This is a genomic window from Rhodoplanes elegans (assembly GCF_016653355.1).
GTDB classification, from domain to species: Bacteria; Pseudomonadota; Alphaproteobacteria; order Rhizobiales; family Xanthobacteraceae; genus Rhodoplanes; species Rhodoplanes elegans.
This window is the reverse complement of the sequence record NZ_NHSK01000150.1, coordinates 17,608-41,845: the sequence shown is the minus strand read 5'-3', so window position 1 is coordinate 41,845 and position 24,238 is coordinate 17,608. Positions and strand designations below refer to the sequence as shown.

Sequence of the window (24,238 nt, the reverse complement as noted above, 5' to 3'; positions counted from 1 at the left end):
CACGGCCCCTCCGGAGCCGGCCGAGGTCCCGACGGCGTCAACGACCCCGCCGGACCCGACCGTCGCCCGCGACGTGCCGCCGGCGGCCGAGCCGGTCCTCGCCACCCCGGCGCCGGCCGTCGACACCGTCGCGAGCCCGGAGCCCGTGGTCCGTCCGCCCGATCCTCCGGCCCCGAAGCCGGCGGCCCGCCGCGCCGAAGCGCCGCGCAAGCCGGCCGAGCGGGCGACGAAACCTCGCCGCCAGGACGCCCCGGCGGCCAGGGAGAGCCGCGTCGCGGCCGTCGCCGCGTCGGCCGGGTCGAGCGGCATCGGGGTCGGCCGCTCCGATGCGCAGTCGAACTATCCGGGCCTCGTCCTCGCCCATCTCGCCCGCTTCAAGCAGTATCCGGGCGAGGCGCGGGCGCAGGCGCGCGGCGGCATCGCCCGGGTACGCTTCACCCTCGACGGCGGCGGCCGGGTGACCGGCGTGGCGCTCGCCCAGGGCAGCGGCCATGCCGATCTCGACCAGGAGAGCGTCGCGGTGGTGCGGCGCGCCTCGCCGTTCCCGCCGCCGCCCGGCGGACGGCCGCAGTCCTTCACGCTGCCGGTCCGATTCGGCCTGCGCTGAGCCGACCCGCGTCGACCGGTCGGCGCGCGACCTGTTGGACCGGACAGAGCCCGCCTCCGAGACAATCGTTCGAAAGGAGCCTGCATGGTCTCGATCGTTCCGGTGGCGAGCTGGCTCGCCGCGCTCGTGGTCGCCGCCGTGGTACTGCTGCGCCGACCGCGGCCGCTGCACGCCGACGTCGCCGCCGATGTCCTCCTGCGGTGGATTCTCGTGTTTCCGGTCGGCCTGATGGGGCTGTGGGCGGCGCTCGGCCACATCGCGTTCCCGGCCCAGGCGGCGGCGTCGATCGGCTGGACGCCGAGCCCGTTCCAGTACGAGGTCGGCGTCGCCAATCTCGGCATCGGGCTCGCCGGGCTTTATGCGGCGTTCCGAGGATACGAGGCGCGGCTCGCCGTCGCCCTCATGATGACGGCCTTCCTGGGCGGGGCGGCGGTCGGCCATGTCCGCGACATCGTGACGGCCGGCAACCTGGCGCCGGGCAATGCCGGGCCGATCCTCGTCACCGACATCGCCACCCCGCTGGCGCTCCTGCTGCTCCTCGCGGTGGCTCGGCGCCGTGCGTAAAAATCCTTGCTGCGACAGCGGTTACGTATTCGACCGGAGCGTCGCGGCGGCGCCGGCGGCGCGTCCGCTTCAAGACAACCATCAGACGAAATTGCGACGCGTTTGCAGGATTCGGCCGGGCGCGGGGCTCCCGGACGTCTCGCAACAGTTTTCGTTTGGCGAGTTCCTGACAATCTCATGTGAAAGCGCCAACCGCGGGGGCGGTTAGACGTGTAGATTGGAGTCTTTCTCGGCAGAAAAATTGAGTAGGGATGGTTCGAAATCGGCTCTGTAGACTGGAATATTTCTGGACAACACATGAATTAGAACGATTTCAAAGAGTCTTTTTCTTTTGCAATCAAGTCCTAGTTGCCCTATTTCAATGAGCGAGCCCGCGTTCGCTGAACCATCCGTACCGGAAGCCGCGTCCGCCATGATCGTCTGCTCCTGCAATGTCCTGTCGGACCACCAGATCCGCGACGTCGTCGCGGAGCGCGGCACGCGGCTCACCAGCCAGGTCTATGGCTGTCTCGGCTGCAGCGCCCAATGCGGCCGCTGCGCGCGCACGATCCGCAAGATCATGGACCAGGCGCTGCTGTCCTGCGGCAACCAGTGCGCCTGCTGCCCGGCCCACGAGGCCCACACTCACCCGCATGGTGAGGAGGGGCACGATCACGGGCCTCATCACCACGGGCATCATCACCACGACCACGACCACGGGCACGATCACCACCACGACCATGCGCACCCGCATGCGCATGCTCCGGTCGAGGCGGCGCACGAGCACGATCACCCGGTCCGGCGCGCCGAGCCCGCGTCGCACGGGACCGCCGATCGTCTCCCGGCCGCACGGTCGGGCCATGCCCAGCTCGCCCATCCCCACCCGGTCCACGGGGCGGCTGACTGACCGTTCGGCGGCTTTTCGGGCGACCTACTCCCGGTATTAAGATGGTGATTTTCAAGCCGTTCGCGCCCTTGCTTTGAGGGCCCGGTTCCACCAGTTTAGAACCGCGCAAAGGAGCGCGACGCGCGGCATGGCGCCGGTCCGCCAGGCAGCGGTTCGGCCGCCACGAATGGAGCACGCAGGATGAAGGGCGACGCCAAAGTCATCGAATACCTGAACAAGGGATTACGCAGCGAGCTGACGGCGATCAATCAGTATTGGCTCCATTATCGGATGCTCGACAACTGGGGCTTCAAGGATCTCGCCAAGAAGTGGCGCAAGGAATCCATCGAGGAGATGGAGCACGCCGACAAGTTCGTCGACCGTATTCTCTTCCTCGAGGGCTTCCCGAACCTCCAGGTGCTCGATCCCCTGCAGATCGGCCAGTCCGTGAAGGAGATTCTCGAAGCCGACCTCGCCGCCGAGCAGGGCGCTCGCGCGCTGTATCAGGAGGCCGCCGCCTACTGCAACACGGTCAAGGACTTCCCGTCGCGCGACCTGTTCGAGGAACTGATGGCGGACGAGGAAGGCCACATTGACTTCCTGGAGACCCAGCTCGATCTCGTCGCCAAGATCGGCGTCGAACTCTACTCGCAGCATCACATCGGCGAGCTCGACGAGGACTGAGCGCCCGCTCGCGGCTCCGGGTCGTCTGCGCGCCCCCGAGTCGTTTGCGCGATCGACACGCCGTCTCGCGATATGGCCGGGCCTCGCTCGGCCATATTGCGTTGCGGCCGGCGCGCATCGGTCCGGTCGTGCGGTCCGGCACATTCGGGCGGCGGCGCGGCGGCGAAACACACGCGACACAGTCTTCGCGTTCGACGCGCGACCCAACCGGGCCGCGTGTCGCCCGCCGGCAACGCCGGACGGGCAAATCGCCGCCCTCCGAAGGACGGCCGCGCCCCTGTCGTAATTGTAATGACGGTCTTGCCGGCCATCGGCTCTAGTATCGCCCGGAACGGAGCCGACCCGGACAGTCGACACGGGCAGCAGTTCAATGGGCGCCGGAGCCGATCTCCTCGGCCGGGCCGCTCCACGATAACGATGCGTAACATGGACCTCAGCGACGAGATCGACACCGGACGGCCCGGCTCCGGACGGGCCGGGCGTGCCGTCGCGCTCGCCCGCACCTTCGCCGGTGCACTCGCCCTCGCGCCGCTGCTCGGCGGCTGCTTCGTCGACACCGAGAAGCCCGAGCTCGCCCTCGACATCCCGCACCAGTACAAGGAGGGTCGCGGCGCCGCCGAGATCGGCCCGGCGCTCGACTGGTGGCGCGGCTTCAAGTCGGGCGAGCTGACCGTGCTGATGGAGGAGGCGCAGACCTCCAACCTCGACATCGCGGCCGCCGTCGCCCGCATCCTACAAGCCGACGCGCAGGCCCGGATCAGCGGCTCGGCCCTGCTGCCGAACCTCTCCGGCAACGGGCAGGCGACCCGCACCCGCACCTCGGCCGCCTCGTCCTCGGCGGGCATCGCCAGCGAGCGCTCGTCCTACTCGACCTATCTGACGGCGAGCTACGAGCTCGACTTCTGGGGCAAGAACAAAGCGACCCTGCTCGCCGCGCAGGAGAACGCGGTGGCGACGCGGTTCAACCGCGACACCGTCGCCCTCACCGCGATGGCGAATGTCGGGTCCAACTACTTCCAGCTCCTCGCCGCGCAGGATCGGCTGCGCATCGCCAAGAACAACCTCGCCGCTGCCACCAGGATCCTCGGCCTGATCAAGGAGCGCTTCGCCGCCGGCACGGCCAACAGCCTCGACGTCTCGCAGCAGGAGTCGCTCGCCGCGACGGTCAGGGCCAACCTGCCGGCCTACGAGATCACCATAAGGCAGAACGCCGCGACGCTCGCCGTGCTGGTCGGCCGTACGCCCGAGCACTTCGCCGTCAAGGGCGGCTCGCTCGACACGGTCGCGGTGCCGCGCATCCCGCCCGGCCTGCCGTCCGACCTGATCAACCAGCGCCCCGACATCCGCGCCGCCGAGGCGAGCCTCGTCTCCGCCAATCATTCGGTCGAGGCGGCACGGGCGAGCTTCTTCCCGTCGATCGGCCTCACGGCGCAGAACGGCGTGCAGAGCGCCGCGCTCGCGAGCCTGTTCGGTCCCGGCGCCTGGTTCTACACGGCGACCGCGTCGATCACGCAGCCGATCTTCGACGGCGGCAACCTGCAGGGTCAGCTCGAGCAGACCCAGGGGCGCCAGCTCGAGCTGTTGCAGACCTATCGGCAGTCGGTGATCAACGGCTTCGCCGACGTCGAGCGCGCCCTGATCGCGCTGCGCCAGCAGACCGAGCGCGAGCGCCTGCAGGCGCAGGCCGTGCGGGCCGCGCGCGAGGCGTTCGACATCTCGGAATCGCGGCTGCGCGAGGGCATCGTCGACTACGTGACGGTGCTCAACACGCAGCAGACCCTGTTCACGGCACAGGACACGCTCGTCCAGGTGCGCCTGGCCCGGATGCTGGCCGCCGTGAGCCTGTACCAAGCGCTGGGCGGCGGCTGGCCGCCGCGCATCGGAGGCAACCGCGCGTGAAGAGCGCAACCGACGAGAGGACCGACGGCGCGGCATCGTCACCGCCGCCGCCGCGACCGCGCCGCCGCGGTCGCACGGTTCTCGGCTATCTGATCACGCTCGCCGTGATGGCGGGCGTCACCTGGCTGATCGTGACGCAGTCCGGCTTCAAGCCCGGCGGCGGCGAAGGCGCGCCGCCCGGCCCGCCCGGCATGATGCGGGGCGGCGGCCCGGGCGGCCGCATGGGCCGCGACATGGCCGTGCCGGTGCTGGCGGCGACCGCCAAGACGGCGGACGTGCCGGTCTACTACGACGGGGTCGGCACGACGCGCGCCCTCAACATCGTCACGGTGCGCAGCCAGGTCGACGGCAAGCTCCTGAAGCTCAACTTCAAGGAGGGCCAGGACGTCGAGCGCGGCTTCGTGCTCGCCGAGATCGACCCGACCATCTATCAGGCGCAGCATGATCAGGCGGTCGCCAAGAAGGCGCAGGACGAGGCGCAGCTCGCCAATGCGCGGCTCGACCTCGAGCGCTACATCCGGCTCGCCCAGTCGAACGCCGCGACCAAGCAGCAGGCCGACACCCAGCGCGCCACCGTGGCCCAGCTCGAGGCGCAGGTGAACGCCGACCAGGCCGCGATCGACAACACCAAGGCCTATCTCGACTACACCAAGGTGGTGGCGCCGATCTCGGGCCGCACCGGCATCCGGCTCGTCGACGTCGGTAATCTGGTGAAGGCGACCGACACCACCGGCATCGTCGTGATCACCCAGGTGCGACCGATCTCGGTGATCTTCACGCTGCCGCAGCAGCAGCTCGCCGCCGTCAACAAGGCGTTCGCCGGCGGCCGGCTGGAGACGCTCGCCCTCGGCACCGACAATCGCACCGTGCTCGACCGCGGCTTTCTCCAGGTGATCGACAACCAGGTGGATTCCACCACCGGCACCGTCAAGCTGCGCGCCGAGTTCCCGAACGCCGACCTGCAGCTCTGGCCGGGCCAGTTCGTCAACATCAAGCTGCTGGTCGACACCCTGAAGCAGGTCGTGACGGTGCCGACCGCCGCGGTCCAACGCGGCCCGAACGGCACCTTCGCCTATGTGGTGAAGCCCGGCGACACGGTGGCCGTGACGCCCGTCACGGTGACGCAGCAGGACGACACGACCGCGGTGATCGCCAGCGGTGTCGCGGCCGGCGATCGCGTCGTGACGACGGGCTTCTCGCAGCTCGCCGACGGCAAGCGCGTCACCGTGACGCCGGCCGAGGGCGGTGCGGCGCCGGCTGCTGGTGCGCCTGCTGGCGGGCCGCCCGCAGGGGGACCGCCCGGCGGACGCCGTCGCCCCGAGGGTGCGGCACCGCAGGCCGGTGGTCCCGGCGCGGGCCAGGGTGCCGAGACCCGGCCGGAGGAGCGGCCGCGGCGGACCGAGGGAGCCGGCGGGAGCACGGTGCGATGAGCGTCTCCGCGCCGTTCATCCGGCGGCCGATCGCCACCTCGCTGCTCGGCTTCGCCGTGATGCTCGGCGGCCTGCTCGGCTACTGGCTGTTGCCGGTCGCCTCGTTGCCGCAGGTCGACTTTCCGACCGTGCAGGTGACGACGCGGCTGCCCGGCGCTTCGGCCGACACCATGGCGGCTCTGGTGACGGCGCCGCTGGAGCGCCAGTTCGGCCAGATCCCGGCGCTCGACCAGATGGTGTCGTCGAGCTCCTACGGGGTCAGCCAGATCACCCTGCAGTTCGACCTGAACCGCGACATCGACGCCGCCGCCCAGGACGTGCAGTCGGCCATCAACGCGGCCGGCTCGACGCTGCCGCGCAACCTGCCTTACCCGCCGGCCTATTCGAAGGTGAACCCGGCCGACGCGCCGATCGTCACCATCGCGCTCACCTCGCCGACCATCCCGCTGCGGCAGATGAGCGACCTCGCCGACACCATGATCGCCCAGCGGCTCTCCGAGGTGAGCGGCGTCGGCCGCGTCTCGGTGCAGGGCAATCTCAAGCCCGCGGTGCGCATCCAGGCCGATCTCGCGCGGCTCGCCGCCTACGGCATCGCGCTGGAGGACCTGCGCGCGACCATCATCAACGCCAACGTGGCGGGGCCGAAGGGTTCGCTCGACGGGGCGCACCAGTCCTACACGATCGCGGCGAACGACCAGCTCGAGGCGGCCGAAGCCTACCGGGCCCAGATCATCGCCTGGCGCAACGGCGCGCCGGTGCTGCTGCGCGACGTCGCCGACGTCGTCGACGGGCTTGAGAACAGCAAGGTCGGCGGCTGGTACGACGGCAAGCCCGCCGTCGTCATCGACATCCAGCGTCAGCCCGGCGCCAACGTGATCGAGACGGTCCGCCGCATCATGGCCGAGCTGCCGCGGCTGCGCACCGCCATGCCGGTCGGCGTCGACCTCCAGGTGGTGTCGGACCGCACCGACACGATCCGCGCCTCGGTGCGCGACGTGCAGTTCACGCTGGTGCTCGCCATCGGGCTCGTCGTGCTGGTGGTGCTCCTGTTCCTGCGCAGCGTGCGGGCGACCGTGATCGCCGGCGTCGCGCTGCCCTTGTCGCTGGTCGCCACCTTCGGGGTGATGTGGTTCTGCGGCTTCAGCCTCAACAATCTCTCGCTGATGGCCCTGACCATCGGCACCGGCTTCGTCATCGACGACGCCATCGTGATGATCGAGAACATCGTCCGCCACGTCGAGGACGGCGAGGACCCGTTGCAGGCGGCGCTCGACGGCGCGCGCGAAATCGGCTTCACCGTGATCTCGCTGACCGTGTCGCTGATCGCCGTGTTCATCCCGCTGTTGTTCATGACCGGGATCGTCGGGCGCATGTTCCGCGAGTTCGCGCTGACGCTCACCATCGCCGTGGTGGTCTCGGCCGTGGTGTCGCTGACGCTCACCCCGATGATGTGCGCGCGGCTCCTGCGCCGCAGCGACACCGGCACGGGCGGGGGCGTGGTCGGGCGGGCCTTCAATCGCGTCGTCGAGGCGAGCATCGAGGGCTACCGCAGGAGCCTCGACTGGGTGCTGGAGAGGCAGGTGGCGACGCTCGTCGTCACGGCGATCACGCTCGCCGCCACGGTGTGGCTCTACATCGTGATCCCCAAGGGCTTCCTGCCGCTGCAGGACACCAGCATGATCACGGCCGTCGTCGAGGCCGGGCCCGAGGTGTCGTTCGCCGAGATGCAGCGCCTGCAAAATCAGGTCGTGACGGCGATCCGCCGCGACGGCGACGTCACCGGCGTCGTCTCGGTGGTCGGCGTCTCGACCATGAACCCGACCCCGAACGCCGGACGGGTCGCCGTGATGCTGAAGCCGCGCGGCGAGCGGAGCGATTTCGTCGACACCATCGTCGACCGGCTGAAGCGCGAGGTCGCGCCGATCCCCGGCGTCGTCGTCTACTTCCAGCCCGTGCAGGACATCCAGATCGGCACGCGGGCGAGCCGCGCCCAGTACCAGTACACACTGACCGGCGTCGACTCGGCCGACGTGTCGAGCTGGGCCGACAAGCTGGTCGCGCAGCTCCGCCAGGACCACCGCGTGCAGGACGTCGCCTCCGAGGCGCAGGACGGCGGCCTGCGGCTGTTCGTGCGCATCGATCGCGAGGCGGCCGGCCGGCTCGGCGTGCCGATGCAGTCGATCAACGACACGCTCTACGACGCCTTCGGCCAGCGCCAGATCTCGACCATCTACGGTCAGGCCAACCAGTACCGGGTGATCCTCGAGGCCAAGCCCGAGTACCAGACCGACCCGTCGACGCTCTCCAAGCTTTTCCTGCCCGTCGGTTCGTCCGCGGCGACGACGTCGGTCACGAGCTCGACCTCGGCGACCTCGACGGCGCCGTCGATCTCCACGAACCTGGTGCCGCTCTCGGCGGTGGCGACGCTGGAACGCACCACGGCGCCGCTCGCCATCATGCACGAGGCGCAGTTCCCGGCCGCCACCATCAGCTTCAACCTCGCCGCCGGCGCCTCGCTGTCGGATGCGGTCGCCGCCGTCACGGTGGCCGAGCAGGCGATCGGCATGCCGGCCTCGATCACCGGCAGCTATTCGGGCGACGCGGCGGAGTTCTCCAAGTCGCTCGCCGGCGAGCCGTGGCTGATCCTCGCGGCGGTCGTGGCGATCTACATCGTGCTGGGCGTGCTCTACGAGAGCTACATCCACCCGCTGACCATCCTCTCGACGCTGCCCTCGGCCGGCGTCGGCGCGCTGCTGGCGCTGATGCTGTTCGGGCAGGATCTCTCGGTCATCGCGCTGATCGGCATCATCCTGCTGATGGGCATCGTCAAGAAGAACGCCATCATGATGATCGACTTCGCCCTCGAGGCCGAGCGCGGCGAGGGCTTGTCGCCGCGCGATGCCATCGTGAAGGCGTGCCTCTTGCGTTTCCGCCCGATCATGATGACGACGCTCGCGGCGCTGTTCGGCGCGCTGCCGCTGGCGGTGGAGAGCGGCACCGGCTCGGAGCTGCGCTTCCCGCTCGGCATCACCATCATCGGCGGCTTGCTGCTGAGCCAGGTCCTGACGCTCTACACGACGCCCGTGATCTACCTCTGGATGGAACGCCTGCGCGCCCGCATCGCCGGCCCCGCGCTCCCCCGGCCGGCGGAGTAGGGTGATGACGCAGCGGCACGCGGGCGCGGCCCTTGGTTCACCTCTCCCCAGCGGGGAGAGGTCGGATCTCGCGCGGTCGCGCGAGATCCGGGTGAGGGGGTGCGGAGGCCTCCATCGGCGCCGTAAACCCTCACCCCGGTGCGCGCCTGGGGCGCGCCCCGACCCTCTCCCTCAGGGAGAGGGTAAGAGGGCCCCGCCATGAACTTCTCCGGCCCGTTCATCGCACGACCGATCGCGACGACGCTGCTCGCCATCGGGCTGTTCCTCGTCGGTCTCGTCGCCTACGACAACTTGCCGGTGGCGAGCCTGCCGGCCGTCGATCTGCCGACCATCCGGGTGTCGGCGAGCCGGCCCGGCGCCGACCCGGCGATCATGGCGGCGACCGTCGCGGCGCCACTGGAGCGGCGCATCGGCGAGATCCCCGGCGTCACCGAGCTGACCTCGACCTCGTCGCTCGGCTCGACCTCGATCGTCGCCCAGTTCGACCTGTCGCGGAACGTCGACGGGGCGGCGCGCGACGTCCAGGCCGCCATCAACGCGGCGCTCTCGGATCTGCCCGGCGACCTGCCGGCGCGGCCGACCTTCCGCAAGATGAACCCGGCGGCGGCGCCCGCCCTCATCCTGGCGCTCACCTCCAAGACGATGCGGCCGAGCGCCGTCTACGACGTCGCCGACACGGTGATCGCCCAGCGCATCGCCCAGGTCGACGGCGTCGCCGAGGTGTCGGTCTCGGGCGCCGAGCAGCCGGCGATAAGGGTGCGGGTCGATCCCGGCGCGATCGCCGCCATGGGGCTGGCCCTGGAGGACGTGCGCAAGGCGATCGTCGACGCCAACGCGACCGGCCCGCTCGGCACCTTCGACGGCGACCGGCTCGGCGAAACGATCGGCACCAACGGCCAGCTCCGCGCGGTGCGTGACTACGAGAACATCGTGGTCCGGGCGAGGGACGGCGCCGTGGTGCGGCTCGGCGCGATCGCCACCGTCGACGAGAGCACCCGCAACAGCCGCTCGGCCGCCTGGTTCAACCGCGACCCCTCGGTGCTGCTGATCATCACCAAGCAGGCCGACGCCAACGTGATCACGATGGTGGACCGCATCCGGGCGCTGATCCCCGAGCTGCAGCGCTGGATCCCGGCCGATCTCGAGATCTCGGTCCTGACCGATCGCACCGAGACGATCCGGGCGAGCGTGCAGCACATGAAGTTCACGCTCGCGGCGACCATCGTGCTGGTGATGCTGGTCGTCTACGTGTTCCTGCGCCAAGGCGCCGCGACGGTCGCGGCCGGCATCACGGTGCCGCTGTCGCTCGCCGGAACCTGCGCCGTGATGTGGGCGCTCGGCTACTCGATCAACAATCTCTCGCTGATGGCCCTGATCGTCTCGGTCGGCTTCGTCGTCGACGACGCCATCGTGATGATCGAGAACGCCTTCCGCAACCTGGAGAAGGGGCTGACGCCGCTGCAGGCGGCGCGCGAGGGCGCCCGCCAGATCGGCTTCACGGTGATCTCGATCAGCCTGTCGCTGATCGCCGCCTTCATCCCGATCCTGTTCATGGGCGGCATCGTCGGGCGGTTCCTGCGCGAGTTCTCGATGACGCTCGCCGCCGCCATCGTGGTGTCGACCGTCGTGTCGCTGTCGGTCACTCCGATGATCTGCGCGCATTTCGTCAAGCGCGCGCCGGGACACAGCGGGCGGTTCGACCGGATCGTCGACGGCGTCCTCGGCGCCCTGGTGCGGGCCTATGCCAAGAGCCTCGACGTGGTGCTGCGCCATCGCTTCATGGCGGTGCTGTCGCTCCTCCTCACCATCGGGCTGACCGTCTATCTCTACGTCGTCACGCCGAAGGGCTTCATCCCGCAGGACGACACCAACCTGATCTTCGGCGGCGTGGTCGCGGCGACCGACGTCTCGTATCAGGAGATGCTGCAGCTCCAGCAGCGGGCGACCGAGATCGTGCTGTCTGACCCGGCCGTGTCGGGCGTCGGCTCGTCGGTCGGCGGCTCCGGCTGGAGCGGTTCGGTCAACAACGGCCGGCTGTTCATCAGCCTGAAGCCGCTCGCCGAGCGCGGCGTGACGGCGCAGCGCGTCGTCGATCGCCTGCGCGGCAAGCTGATGGGCATCCCGGGCGTGCGCGTCTTCATGTTCCCGGCGTCCGACGTGCGGGTCGGCGGGCGCTCCAGCCGCTCGCAGTATCAGTTCACGTTGTGGAGCCCGAACTTCGACGAGCTGCAGGCCTGGGTGCCGAAGGTGCAGGAGCGCATCGGCAAGGTGCCGGGCGTCATCGACGTGTCGACCGACCGCGAGCAGGGCGGCCTGCAGGCCGACGTGGTGATCGACCGCGTCGCCGCGGCGCGCCTCGGCGTCGACGTGCAGGAGATCAGCGACGCGCTCAACAACGCCTTCTCGCAGCGTCAGGTCTCGACCATCTTCACCCAGCGCAACCAGTACCGGGTGGTGCTGGAGATCGATCCGCGCTGGCAGCGCGACCCGTCCGACCTCGACCGCGTCTACGTGCAGGCCAGCAAGGGCACGCAGGTGCCGCTCTCGGCGGTGGCGCGCTTCGAGCGCGGGCTCGCACCGCTCGTCATCAATCACCAGGGGCCGTTCCCGGCCGTCACCATCACGTACAACCTGACCGGAGACATGCCGCTCGCCACCGCCACGGCGGAGATCCGCAAGGCGGTCGACGAGATGCACCTGCCCGACTCGATCCGCACCGACTTCGCCGGCGACGCCAAGAACTTCGCCCAGAGCGCCGGCGCCCAGCCGCTCCTGCTGCTCGCCGCGCTGCTCGCCGTCTACATCGTGCTCGGCGTGCTCTACGAGAGCCTCGCCCACCCGCTGACCATCATCTCGACGCTGCCCTCGGCCGGGCTCGGCGCGCTCCTGGCCCTCAACATGTTCAAGGCCGAGCTGACCGTGATCGCCTTCATCGGGATCATCCTCTTGATCGGCATCGTCAAGAAGAACGGCATCATGCTGGTCGACTTCGCCCTGGAGGCCGAGCGCTCGCGCGGGCTCACCCCGGCGCAGGCCGTGCACGAGGCCTGCGTGGTGCGGTTCCGGCCGATCCTGATGACCACGTTCGCGGCGCTGCTCGGCGCGCTGCCGCTGGTGCTCGCCACCGGCCCCGGCTCGGAGCTGCGCCGCCCGCTCGGCATCACCATCATGGGCGGGCTCGTCGTGTCGCAGGTGCTCACCCTCTACACGACGCCGGTGATCTATCTGCTGCTCGACCGCCTGCACCGCCGCTGGTGGGGCAAGGGCCAGGCGGGACGCGACGGCGGCCGGGCGGCCGGCCCGGGCGACGCGGCGCGGCCGGTGCCGGCCGAGTAGGCCCGCCCACCCGAGCGCGTGCCCCACACTCCGCTCATCCCCGCGAAGGCGGGGATCCAGAGCCACACGTCGTGACGCCCCTGGGCTCCCGCCTGCGCGGGAACGAGCGGAAGCCGTGACCAGAACATCAGAGCCGAGCTTCTCTGAATCGCCTTGGGCCCAGGCTCGCGGTGAGATGCCCCGCGTCCGGGACACGCCGCGGCGCGCGTTATCCGGCGACTTCCCCGCGACACCCTGCCGCTGCCCTACCTGCAAACCGTTTGCAACGCGTGTTGACAGCCGCGCTCGACGGCCCCATCTTGTTTTGCAAATAATTCGCAATTGCGGACTGGCGGCGGGGAATGCCGCGGGAGGACAAGCAGGATGACGACCGGCCGCCGGCTGGCGCACCGTCTTTGGCTCGCGGCCCTGGTCGCGATGACGTTTTCCGTCGGCTCGGCCGCGGCGCAAGTCCAGCCGCGCATGGCCGGGCCGGATCGCCCGGCCGGCACGCCCCTGAAGGTCGTCACCACCTTCACGGTGATCGCCGACATCGCCAAGAACGTCGCCGGCGACCGCGCCGTGGTCGAGTCGATCACCAAGCCGGGCGCCGAGATCCACGACTATCAGCCCACCCCGCAGGACATCGTGCGGGCGCAGGGCGCCGACCTCGTCCTGTGGAACGGCTTCAACCTCGAGCGCTGGTTCGAGAAGTTCCTCGCGAATGTGCGCGAGGTGCCGAGCGTCGTCGTCACCGAGGGCATAACCCCGCTCGGCATCCGCGAGGGGCCCTACACGGGCAAGCCCAACCCGCATGCCTGGATGTCGCCGACCAATGCGCTCGTCTATGTCGAGAACATCCGCAAGGCGCTCGCGGCGCGCGATCCGGCCAATGCCGAGGCCTATGCCCGCAATGCTACGGCCTATGCGGAGCAGATCAAGGCGCTCGACGCCCCGCTGCGGGCGCGGCTCGCCGCGATACCCGAGCAGCAGCGCTGGCTGGTGACGAGCGAGGGCGCGTTCTCGTATCTGGCGCGCGACTATGGGCTGCGCGAGGCCTATCTGTGGCCCATCAACGCCGACGAGCAGGGCACGCCGCGCCAGGTCCGCAAGGTCATCGACCTCGTGCGTGCCGACAAGATCCCGGTCGTCTTCTCGGAGAGCACCATCTCGGACAAGCCGGCCAGGCAGGTCGCCCGCGAGACCGGGGCGCGCTACGGCGGCGTCCTCTATGTCGACTCGCTGAGCGCCGCCGGCGGGCCGGTGCCGACCTATCTGGATCTCCTGAAGGTCACGGTCGAAACCATCGCCAAGGGGTTCGGGCAATGATCGGGGTCCGCACATGCATGCCCCGATGACGGCTCCGCGCACGATCGTGGCGGCGTCAGAGATGCCGACCACGGTGGCGGGCCGGGACGGCATCCTGGTCGACCGCGTCTCGGTCACCTATCCGAACGGGCTGACGGCGGTGCGCGACGCCTCCTTCGCGCTCGATCCCGGCACCATCTGCGCGCTGGTCGGTGTCAACGGCTCCGGCAAGTCGACGCTGTTCAAGGCGATCATGGGCTTCGTGCGGCCCTCCGTCGGCCGGGTGCGGCTCGCCGGCCTGCCGGTCGAGACGGCGCTGAAGCGGAACATCGTCGCCTATGTGCCGCAGAGCGAGGACGTCGACTGGAATTTTCCGGTCCTGGTCGAGGACGTGGTGATGATGGGCCGCTACGGCCACATGAACCTGTTCCGCATCGCCTCGCGCGAGGACCGCCGCAAGGTCGACGAAGCGCTGGAGCGGGTCGGCATGACGGCGTTCCGCAAGCGCCAGATCGGCGAGCTCTCGGGCGGGCAGAAGAAGCGCGTCTTCCTCGCCCGTGCGCTCGCCCAGGAGGGCCGCATCATCCTGCTCGACGAGCCGTTCACGGGAGTCGACGTGACCACCGAGGCGGCGATCGTCGCGCTCCTGCGCGAGCTGCGCGACGCCGGCCAGGTGATGCTGGTGTCGACCCACGATCTCGGCAGCGTCCCGGACTATTGTGATCAGGTCGTGCTGCTCGACCGCACCGTGCTGGCCGCCGGACCGACCGCGGCCGTGTTCACCCGCGCGAATCTCGAGCGCACGTTCGGGGGCGCGCTGCGGAACTTCAGCCTGGGCGGCCCTGCCCTGCACGAGGACGCCGAGCGCCGCAGCCTGACTGTGCTGACCGACGACGAGCGGCCGCTGGTGTTCTACGGCGACAGCGCCCGCGACGACTCCGAGACCCGGGGCTGACATGGACACGCTTGTCGCCGAGCTGCTCGTCCCGTTCGGCTACGAGTACATGCGCAAGGCCATGTGGGTCAGCGCACTCGTCGGCGGCACCTGCGCGGTCCTCTCCAGCTATCTGATGCTCAAGGGCTGGTCGCTGATGGGCGACGCGCTGGGGCACTCGATCGTCCCGGGCGTCGCGGTCGCGGCGATCGTCGGGGCGCCCTTCGCGGCCGGCGCCTTCGCGGCCGGCCTCCTCGCCTCGCTCGCCATGGTGGTGGTGCGGCAGAAGTCGCGGCTGCGCGAGGATGCCGTCATCGGCCTCGTCTTCACCACGCTGTTCGCGGCAGGCCTCCTGATCGCCTCGCTGCGGCCGACCGCGGTGAGCATCCAGACCATCGTGCTCGGCAACATCCTCGCCATCGCCGACGAGGACGTGGTGCAGATCGTGATCATCGCCGGCGTTTCGCTTCTCGTGATGGCGGTCGTCTGGAAGGACATGATGGTGACGTTCTTCGACGAGGCGCATGCCCGCTCGATCGGCATCCGGGTCGGCGCGCTGAAGATCGTGTTCTTCACCCTGCTCAGCGCCTGCACGGTGGCGGCCCTGCAGGCGGTCGGCGCCTGCCTGGTCATCGCCATGGTGGTGACGCCGGGCGCCACCGCCTATCTGCTCACCGACCGGTTCGGCCGGCTGATCGCGATCAGCGTCGCGCTCGGCGTGACGACCAGCGCGGTCGGCGCCTATCTCAGCTACTTCCTCGACGGGGCGACGGGCGGCGTCATCGTCACGCTGCAGACGCTCGTCTTCCTCGCCGCCTTCGTGCTCGCGCCGAAGCACGGCCTCTTGGCCGCGCGCCGCCGCCGCGCCGCGACCCTGGAGGCGGTGTCGTGAGCATGCTCCTCGACTGGATCTCCGGCCCGCTCGCCTACCCGTTCATGCAACGGGCGCTCGTTGTCGCCGTGCTGGTCGGTGCGGTCTGCGCGGTGCTGTCGTGCTTCCTGGTGCTCAAGGGCTGGTCGCTGATGGGCGACGCGATCTCCCACGCCGTGCTGCCCGGCATCGTGCTCGCCCACGTCGCCGGCCTGCCGCTCGCGCTCGGCGCCTTCGCGGCCGGGCTCGGTTGCGCGCTCCTCACCGGCTACCTGAAGGAGAACAGCCGGGTGAAGGAGGACACCGTGATGGGCATCGTGTTCTCCGGCATGTTCGGCCTCGGGCTGGTGCTGTTCACCTGGGTCGACACCGACCAGCATCTCGATCACATCCTGTTCGGCAACGTGCTCGGCGTGACGGCGCAAGACGTGATCGAGACCGCCGTGGTGGCCGGCGGCACGCTTCTCGTCGTGCTGGCGTTCCGCCGCGACCTCCTCCTCTACTGCTTCGATCCGGGCCACGCCCGGACCATCGGACTGCCGGTGCGCCTCTTGCACTACGGCCTCCTGGTGCTGCTCGCCCTCACCATCGTCGCGGCGCTGAAGGCGGTCGGCATCATCCTGGTGATCGCCATGCTGATCGCGCCGGGCGCCACCGCCTATCTGCTCACCGACCGGTTCGGCCGCATGCTCGCGATCGCCACCGCGAGCGCCGTGACCTCGGCCGTGGTCGGCACGCTGGCGAGCTTCCACATCGACGGCGCCCCCGGTGCCTGCATCGTGCTGACGCAGGCCGCCCTGTTCGGGCTCGCCTTCCTGTTCGCGCCCCGCCACGGCGTGCTGGCGCGCCGCGCCCGCCCGGTCGAGGCGGGCTGATGCGCCGCGGCCAAACATTCAGGCGGCGTTGCGGTTCGGCAACAATGCCTCGCAAGGGCTTGCGAGAGAGCGTGAAGTGCAGTTTCGAACTGTTCTAACATATTGAATTCGTTGTCAAACTTACTTGACGCGAACGACTTGCAACTGCACGGTGCGGCCATTGCGGCCGCGGGGGTGGCCAAAGGGGGTTTGTCATGACACCGGATCGTCGCGCGGTCGCGCGTTTCTCGTCGCCTCGGCGCAGCCTGCTCGCTGCCGTCCTGTTCGGAGCGACCGTCGCGCTCGGCGGTCCGGCCGGCGCCTCCGAGCCGTCTCACGGCGACGGCCTCGATACCGAGCACATCTTCGGCATCACGATGGGCTCCGACATCGGCGAGAAGGGTGACTTCGAGATGGAGCTCGAGACCTTCTCGGGCATCGCCAAGCGCTACGGGACCTATTTCTCGACCGCCACCCACACCCACTTCAAGTACACGGTGACGGACAACTTCCGGGTGGCGCCGGGCTTCACGTTCGGCTCGCACCGAATCCGCGGCGTCGAGGGTCTCGACAATCTGAGCGAGGCGAATCTCCACGAGGCGTCCGTCGAGATGCGCTACAAGGTGCTCGACCGGCACAGGGACCCGTTCGGCCTCACGGTCAACCTCGAGCCCGGCTGGGCCGGCGTCGATCCGACCTCGGGACGGCGCACCGAGGCGTGGGGCACGGTGCTCTCGCTCCTGATGGACAAGGAGATCGTCAAGGACAAACTATTCGGGGCCGTCAATGTCGGCTGGTCGGGCGGCACCTCGCGCGAGCTCGGCACCCGCGACTGGGAGCGTGATTCCGAGTGGGCGATCCACGGCGCGCTGTCGTATCAGTTCCGGCCGCTCACCCTGATCGGCATCGAGACCCGGTATCTGCGCTCCTACGGGACGCTCGGCCTCTCCGACTTCAAAGGCGAGGCGCTCTATGTCGGCCCGACCTTCCACATGATGCTGTCCAAGACGATCGGCCTGTCCGGCACCTGGAACTATCAGGTCGCCGGCAAGGCGGTCGGCGATCCGCGATCGCTCGATCTCACCAATTACGAGAAGAACCAGATTCTGTTGCGCCTGACGTCGCACTTCTGATCAGATCGTGCCGGTCTCGATGATCGGCACGATCTTCCAGGCGAGCCCGCGCCCGGGCAGCTCCGCCGCGAGCGTCGCCAGGAGCTCGCGGATCGCCGGCTCCGGCAGCGTCACGGTGATCTCGACGACGCGCGTGTGGCCGCGGATCTGCTCGATGACGCTGTGATAGATGGCGGCGTCGCCGTGGAACCGCACGTCGCGCGACACGAAGCCGGCCCGCGCGGCCGCCTCGTGATCGAGCATCACGTCGATCACGGCTTCCTCCAGGGCGGCCGGGATCTGGAGGACGAGCGACGTCAGGGTCATGCCGGCGACACCTTCGGCAGGCCGAAGCGGCGATAGAGGATCGGCAGGATCAGCAGGGTGAGGGCGGTCGAGCTGACCAACCCGCCGATCACCACGATGGCGAGCGGCCGCTGCACGTCGGATCCCGGGCCCTGGGCGAACAGCAGCGGCACCAGCCCGAAGGCCGTGATGCTGGCGGTCAGCAGGATCGGCCGCAGCCGGCGGCGCGCCCCGGTGACGACGATCTCCGCGACGGGCAGACCCTCGTCGCGGAGCTGGTTGAAGCACGACACCAGCACGAGCCCGTTGAGGACCGCGATGCCGAGCAGCGCGATGAAGCCGATCGACGCCGGCACCGACAGGTACTCGCCCGAGACGAGCAGGCTGAACACGCCGCCGACCAGCGCGAACGGGATGTTGACGAACACCAGCAGCGCCTGGCGCACCGAGACGAAGGTGGCGAACAGCAACAGGAAGATCAGCACCAGCGCGAGCGGCACCACGATGGCGAGCCGGGCGGCGGCGCGCTGCTGGTTCTCGAACTGGCCGCCCCAGACGAGCGTGTAGCCGTCCGGCAGCGGCACCTTGTCGGCGACGGTCTGCTTCGCCTCGTCGACGAAGCCGACGAGATCGCGCCCGCCGACATTGCTCTGTACCAGCGCGAGACGGCGGCCGTTCTCGCGGTCGATCTTCACTGGCCCGTCGACCCGCTTGAGCTTCGCCACGCTGGTGAGCGGCACCGCCTTGCCGTCGTCGAGGACCAGGCTGAGATCGGCGAAGCGGGCGGGCTGCTCGCGCAGCGAATCGGTGCCGCGCAGCAGCACGGGCGTGCGCCGGCCGTCCTCGACGACGACGCCGAGCGTCTTGCCCTCGATCTGGGTGCGCAGCGCCTCGGTCAGGCCGTCGACGTCGAGGCCGAGCCGTCCGGCCCGCAGCCGGTCGATGCGGGCGCCCAGATACTGGCTGCCGGTGTTGAGCGTGGTGCGCACGTCCTGGCTGCCGGCGACGCCGCGCAGCACGCCGGTGATCTCCTCGGCGAGGTGGTTGAGGGTGTCGATCTCGGGGCCGAAGATCTTCACGACGACGTCGCCGCGCGCCCCGATGATCATCTCCTGCACCCGCATCTCGATCGGCTGGGTGAAGCTGAAGCCGATGCCGGGGAGCTGGGCGAGCGCCTTGCGCAGCTCGCCGATCAGCCACTCCTTGTCGCCGGGCCGGCGCCAGTCCTCCGGCGGCTTCAACAACAGATAGGTGTCGGTCTGGTTGAGGCCCATCGGATCGAGGCCGAGCTCGTCCGATCCGGTGCGGGCGACGATGCCGGTCACCTCCGGCACGTCCGTCATGATCGCCTTCTGGATGCGGAGGTCGAGCGCGAGGCTCTGCTCCAGGCCGATCGACGGCAGCTTCTCGACGCTGACGATCGGCGAGCCTTCCTCCATCACCGGCATGAAGGTCTTACCGAGCTGGGCGTAGGCAAAACCGGTGGCGACGAAGGCGACGACGGCGACGGCCAGCACGGTCTTCTCGCGGCGGAGCGCGAAGTCGAGCAACGGGGCGTAAGCGGCGCCGATGCGGCGCACCAGCCAGGTGTCGCCGTGGCCGCCGGGCTTCAGCAGCAGCGAGGCGAGTACGGGAATCGCGGTCAGCGCGATCAAGAGCGAGCTGGTGAGCGCGAACACGATGGCCAGCGCCACCGGGATGAACAGCTTGCCCTCCAGACCCTGGAGCGACAGGAGCGGAAGGAACACGATGACGATCACGGCGATGCCGGACGTCACCGGCACGGCGACCTCCTGCATGGCGTGGAAGATTCGGTGCAGGAACGGCACGCGGCCGTGGTGCCGGTCGTGCGCCAGATGCGCCACGATGTTCTCGACCACGACGACCGAGGCGTCGATCAGCATCCCGATGGCGATCGCCAGCCCGCCGAGACTCATCAGGTTGGCCGACATGCCGACCTGCCGCATCAGGACGAAGGTCGCGAGCGCCGACAGCGGCAGCGTCACCGAGACGACGAGGGCGGCGCGCCAGTCGCCGAGGAACAGCACCAGCAGCACGACGACCAGCACGATCGCCTCTATCAGCGAGCGCGACACCGTCCCCACGGCACGCGAGACGAGATCGCCGCGATCGTAGAAGATCCGCAGGGTCACGCCGGGCGGCAGCGTCGGGGCGAGCTCGGCGAGCTTTTTCCGGACGTTGCCGACGACGTCACGGGCGTTGGCGCCGCGCAGTCCCAGCACCAGGCCCTGCACGGCCTCGTCGGCGCCGTCACGGGTGACGGCGCCGTAGCGCGTGATGCTGCCGATCCGCACCTCGGCGAGATCGCCGACTCGCACCGGCTTGCCGTCCCGCACCGTGACCACGATGGTGCGCAGGTCGTCGAGCGCCTTGACTCCGCCGTCGACCCGCACGAGCAGTACCTCCTCGCCGTCGGCCAGACGGCCGGCGCCGCCGCTGCGGTTGTTGGCCTCGATCGCCTTCCGCAGCATCTCGACCGACACCCCCCGGGCCGCCATCGCCAGATTGTCGGGCACGACCTCGAAGGAGCGCACGTAGCCACCGAGCGAGTTCACGTCGGCGACCCCCGGCAGGGTGCGCAGCGCGGGGCGGATCGTCCAGTCGAGCAGGGTGCGACGCTCGGCGAGCGACAGCGTGCCGCCCTCGATCGTGAACATGAACATCTCGCCGAGCGGCGTAGTGATCGGCGCGAGCCCCGCCGTGACGCCGGGCGGCATGTCCTTGACGACGCCGGCGAGGCGCTCGGCGACCTGGTTGCGGGCCCAGTAGATGTCGACGCCGTCCTCGAAGTCGATCGTCACGTCGGCCAGCGCGTATTTGGTGACCGAGCGCAGGATCTTCTTGTTGGGGATACCGAGCAGTTCGAGCTCGAGCGGTGCGGTGACGCGCGTCTCCACCTCCTCGGGTGTCATCCCGGGTGCCTTGGCGATGATCTTGACCTGAACGGGCGAGACGTCCGGAAACGCATCGATCGGGAGCTGGGCGAACGCCCAGGCGCCGGCGCCGACCAGCAGCAGCGTGGCGAGCACGACGAGCAGGCGGTGCGCCAGCGAGAACTCCACCAGACGGTCGAGCATCAGTCGACCCCTCCGAGGCCCTGCCACGTGCCCTTGAGCGCGGCGATGCCCCGCACGACGACACGCTCGCCGCCATGGAAGTCGCCGCTCACCACGGCGAAGTCCGGCATCTCCTCGTGCACCGTCACGGGCATCGGGACGAAGCCGTCGTCGGTCTGCACGAACACGAAGGCGTCGTCGCCGCGGCGGACGACGGCGCCGTTGCGGACCCGCCACTCGGCCGCGCTGCCGTTGGCCGGCACGATGACGGCCTCGACCACGAGGCCGGGTCGCAACCGGCTGCAGGCGCGGCTGCATTCCGCCCGCACCGCGACGGTCTGCGAGGTCGGGTCGACGGTCGTGCCGATCGACACCACCCGGCCGGCGACGTCGAACCCCTCGATCGTCACCGCGGCGTCGACCGCGATCTTCTCGGCGCGTCCGGCCGGCACCTGGATCTCGATCCACAGCGGATCGAGCTGGGCGAGGCGATAGAGCGGCGCCAGCGCCTCGACGGTCTGGCCCGGCGCCGCCATGGTCTCGATCACGGTACCCTCGACGGGCGCCGTCACGATGAGGCGCGGATCGAGCGTCTGGCCGGCGACGAGCCGGTCGATCGCGGCCTCGCTCATGCCGTAGTGGCGCAGGGCCTGCCGGTGCTCGGCCGTGGTGGCACGGGCCTGGGCGTACTCGCTGCCGGTCTGGACCACCTGCTTGCGCGGCACGGCGCCGTAGGGCGACAGCGACTGCTCGCGCTCGAAGGTCTCGCGCAGGAGCTGCTCCTTGCCGTTGGCGACGAGGAAGTCGGCCTGCGCCTTGGCGAGCGCCGGGCTCTGCAACTCGGCCAGCACCGTGCCGGCGCGGACCGCCTGGTCGAGGGTCGCCGTCATGGTCTCGATGCGGCCACCGAGCGGCGCGTTGAGGACGCGGCTGCGGTTGGGCGGGACGATCACCCGGGCCGGGAAGCGCAGGCCCGCGGTCGCCGGCCGTTCCTCGATGCGGGCGGTCTCGATGCCCACCCGCTCGGCCTGCGCGGCCGTGACGGCGAGCGCCTCGGCGGCGCGGGCCGGGTCAGCCCCGAGTCCCAAGACCACGAGGGCGAGGACGACGCCGGCGAGCCGGAGCGCGCCGCGCGGGTGCCCGCCCGTTCCCCCGGACGGCCGACGGAACGGGCGGCCGAACGCGGGCGTCAGGGGCGGACGGTGCGACACAGGCATGAGCGGCTATCCAGGTTGGTACCCGCCACGTCATGGCCCGGCGCCGCTGATACGAAGCTGACGGCGGGAAGGCGACACGCACCGCCGGACGGCCCGATCGCGGCCCGAAATCCACACTCCCCCGCGGAAAGACGGCCGCACCGGCGCCGGCCGTCGCGGGTGGATCGAGATTTGCTCATTTGTCATAAACTCGCTCTATCCCGAGATTGGGGATTCGTCGGTCGACGAACGTGATGGCGGGGAGAGGCGGGAGTGCCGGTCGCGAGCGGTCTGTCGGCGAAGTGCGGGCGGGAGCGTCGCCGGGATGGACGGCTCGTGCTGCGGCTCGTCGCGCCATTGCTGCTCGTCGGTGCGATGGCGTTCCGGAGCGACGCGGTGGCTCAGCAGGGCCCGACCCCGGGCGGCTGGACCGCGCCGTCGATCGCCACCAGCCTGCCCGCCAACGGCGATCCCACCGGGGGGCGCGCCTGGCTCGCCTCCAAGGGGCTGACCTTCAACCTGATCTACACCAACGACGTGCTCTCCAACGTCAAGGGCGGACGGCGCACGGGCACCGTGGACCAGGGCAAGCTCGAGCTGCAGGTCACATACGATTTCGAGCCGCTGACCGGCTGGCACGGCCTGACGTTCTACACGGACGGCTACCAGATCCACAACACGGGCCAGATCCGGCGCGGCTATGTCGGCGGCGTCAACACCATCGCGGCGATCGAGGCGGTGCCGACGACGCGGCTGGCCGAGTTGTGGCTGCAGCAGACCTTCTTCGACGACAAGGCGAGCCTGCGGGTCGGCCAGCTCGCCGCCGACGTCGAGTTCTTCTACTCGTCGCTCAGCTTCATGTTCCTGCAGAGCGACTGGCCGACCATCACGGCACTGAACCAGCCGAGCGGCGGCCCGGCCTATCCGCTCGCCACGCCCGGCCTCCGGGTGAAGGTCGAGCCGACCGAATGGCTCGCCGTGCTGGTCGCGATGTTCAACGGCGATCCGGCCGGCCCGCCGCCGCCCGCCGACGAACAGATCCGCAATCGCTACGGCCTGAACTTCCGGATCCAGGATCCGCCGCTGTTCATCGGCGAGGTGCAGATGACCTGGAACCACGGCGCGCGGGACACCGGCCTCGCCCGTGGACTGAAGCTCGGCGGCTGGGCCCATACGGGCCGCTTCGACGACCTGCGCCTCTCCGCCGACTTCGCCCTGCTCGCCGCGTCGAACGGCTCCGGCGTGGCGCTGAAGCATCGCGGCGACTGGGGCGTCTACGCGGTCGCCGAGCAGCAGCTCTGGCGCCCGAAGGGCGGCGCCTGGGACAGCGGGGTCTCGCTGTTCGGCCGCGTCTCGGCGAGCCCCGCCGACCGCAGCCCGATCGATTTCTACGTCGACGGCGGCATCGTGTTCGCCGGCCTGGTGCCGGGCCGGCCCGGCGACAAGTTCGGCGCGAGTGCCATCTATGCAAAGTTCTCCGATGCGCTGCGCGCCTTCGATCGCGACGTGATCGCGGTCACGGGCGTGCCCGGCGTGGTGCGCGACTTCGAGGCCAATCTCGAGCTCAACTACACGGCCCAGATCGTTCCGGGCTGGGTGGTGCAGCCGGTGCTGACCCGGGTGTGGCACCCGGCCGGGAACGCCAGCCGGAACGCTCTCGTCACCGGCGTCCGGTCCCTGTGGCAGTTCTGATCAGCTCGGCGATCGGGCGCCGGTGATCGCGGCGTGTTTCGCAGAACGGTCTTCCGCGCGGGGGTCTGAACATCTGTTCAGATCGATGGCGCTGTGCGCTGCGCAATCGCGTGCCACGGCGCGGACAAGCCCTGATCGCTCGCGAAAAATGCCCATGACTCGCGGGCGGAACGGCGTTGCATGGAGCGGTTGTAAGGTTGCTGTAAGCGGGAAATGCGAGAGTCCGTCGTCGATCCGATCCTGACGGCCCGGCACGACCGGCGGGGCACATCGACCGAGAACAACAGACGCTCGCACCCCCGACAGCACGGATCTGCCATGACATCGTCTCCCTGCAGAGTGCGCCGTCCGCGCGGCCCGGCCGCGCCG

Annotated in this window: 16 protein-coding genes and 1 pseudogene; 14 read left to right on the top strand and 3 right to left on the bottom strand. The window is 69.8% G+C overall.

Annotation, left to right across the window (positions count from 1 at the left end; all coding sequences use genetic code 11):
• From CCR97_RS18780 to CCR97_RS18720, 13 genes and pseudogenes are all read left to right on the top strand, one after another.
• Positions 1-607 (top strand): TonB family protein (locus tag CCR97_RS18780; protein WP_201159755.1); only part of this gene is annotated, 607 nt, incomplete at its 5' end.
• An 84-nt stretch (positions 608-691) separates the two neighbouring features.
• Positions 692-1,171 (top strand): DUF6790 family protein, encoded by a 480-nt coding sequence (locus CCR97_RS18775; RefSeq protein WP_111359801.1) that lies wholly within the window; start codon positions 692-694, stop codon positions 1,169-1,171.
• A 412-nt stretch (positions 1,172-1,583) separates the two neighbouring features.
• A pseudogene (locus CCR97_RS32335) lies at positions 1,584-1,814 on the top strand ((2Fe-2S)-binding protein); the annotation flags it as partial.
• Between the two features lie 423 nt (positions 1,815-2,237).
• Complete coding sequence (gene bfr / locus CCR97_RS18765) at positions 2,238-2,720, top strand: bacterioferritin (protein WP_111359799.1); 483 nt, start codon at positions 2,238-2,240, stop codon at positions 2,718-2,720.
• Positions 2,721-3,146: 426 nt separating this feature from the next.
• Positions 3,147-4,619 carry an efflux transporter outer membrane subunit gene (locus tag CCR97_RS18760; protein WP_111359798.1) on the top strand — a complete coding sequence of 491 codons (1,473 nt, stop codon included), beginning with the start codon at positions 3,147-3,149 and terminating at the stop codon, positions 4,617-4,619.
• Entirely contained in the window at positions 4,616-6,049 is a 1,434-nt protein-coding gene (locus CCR97_RS18755; protein WP_338049105.1) for an efflux RND transporter periplasmic adaptor subunit, read from the top strand. The genes CCR97_RS18760 and CCR97_RS18755 overlap by 4 nt, the downstream gene beginning before the upstream one ends.
• Positions 6,046-9,204, top strand: a complete 3,159-nt coding sequence (locus CCR97_RS18750; protein WP_111359743.1) for an efflux RND transporter permease subunit — start codon at positions 6,046-6,048, stop codon at positions 9,202-9,204. Before CCR97_RS18755 ends, CCR97_RS18750 begins: the two co-directional genes overlap by 4 nt.
• A 198-nt stretch (positions 9,205-9,402) precedes the next feature.
• Positions 9,403-12,540, top strand: coding sequence for an efflux RND transporter permease subunit (locus tag CCR97_RS18745; RefSeq protein ID WP_111355615.1), 3,138 nt, complete (start codon positions 9,403-9,405; stop codon positions 12,538-12,540).
• A gap of 462 nt (positions 12,541-13,002) precedes the next feature.
• Positions 13,003-13,848 (top strand): metal ABC transporter substrate-binding protein, encoded by an 846-nt coding sequence (locus CCR97_RS18740; protein WP_244670553.1) that lies wholly within the window; start codon positions 13,003-13,005, stop codon positions 13,846-13,848.
• Positions 13,849-13,909: 61 nt separating this feature from the next.
• Positions 13,910-14,782 carry a manganese/iron ABC transporter ATP-binding protein gene (locus tag CCR97_RS18735; RefSeq protein ID WP_146618650.1) on the top strand — a complete coding sequence of 291 codons (873 nt, stop codon included), beginning with the start codon at positions 13,910-13,912 and terminating at the stop codon, positions 14,780-14,782.
• 1 nt (position 14,783) lies between these two features.
• Positions 14,784-15,653, top strand: coding sequence for a metal ABC transporter permease (locus tag CCR97_RS18730; protein ID WP_111355618.1), 870 nt, complete (start codon positions 14,784-14,786; stop codon positions 15,651-15,653).
• Positions 15,654-15,655: 2 nt separating this feature from the next.
• Positions 15,656-16,507: a metal ABC transporter permease gene (locus tag CCR97_RS18725; protein ID WP_111355619.1), complete on the top strand. Its 852-nt coding sequence runs from the start codon at positions 15,656-15,658 to the stop codon at positions 16,505-16,507.
• A 194-nt stretch (positions 16,508-16,701) separates the two neighbouring features.
• Positions 16,702-17,619, top strand: coding sequence for a hypothetical protein (locus CCR97_RS18720; RefSeq protein ID WP_111355620.1), 918 nt, complete (start codon positions 16,702-16,704; stop codon positions 17,617-17,619).
• Here the strand turns inward: CCR97_RS18720 and CCR97_RS18715 are convergent, their stop codons facing one another.
• Genes CCR97_RS18715 through CCR97_RS18705 form a run of 3 tightly spaced genes read right to left on the bottom strand, consistent with a single transcriptional unit; the run spans position 17,620 to position 22,198 of the window.
• The gene (locus CCR97_RS18715) at positions 17,620-17,925 is read right to left on the bottom strand and encodes a DUF3240 family protein (protein ID WP_111355621.1); all 306 of its coding nucleotides are present in this window, start codon (positions 17,923-17,925) and stop codon (positions 17,620-17,622) included.
• Positions 17,922-21,002, bottom strand: a complete 3,081-nt coding sequence (locus CCR97_RS18710) for an efflux RND transporter permease subunit (RefSeq protein WP_111355622.1) — start codon at positions 21,000-21,002, stop codon at positions 17,922-17,924. Before CCR97_RS18710 ends, CCR97_RS18715 begins: the two co-directional genes overlap by 4 nt.
• Entirely contained in the window at positions 21,002-22,198 is a 1,197-nt protein-coding gene (locus CCR97_RS18705; RefSeq protein ID WP_111355623.1) for an efflux RND transporter periplasmic adaptor subunit, read from the bottom strand. Before CCR97_RS18705 ends, CCR97_RS18710 begins: the two co-directional genes overlap by 1 nt.
• Positions 22,199-22,450: 252 nt before the next feature.
• Here CCR97_RS18705 and CCR97_RS18700 point away from each other — a divergent pair, with 252 nt between their 5' ends.
• On the top strand, positions 22,451-23,869 hold the full coding sequence (locus tag CCR97_RS18700; protein WP_201159754.1) for a carbohydrate porin: 1,419 nt from the start codon (positions 22,451-22,453) through the stop codon (positions 23,867-23,869).
• The last annotated feature ends 369 nt before the right edge of the window (positions 23,870-24,238 follow it).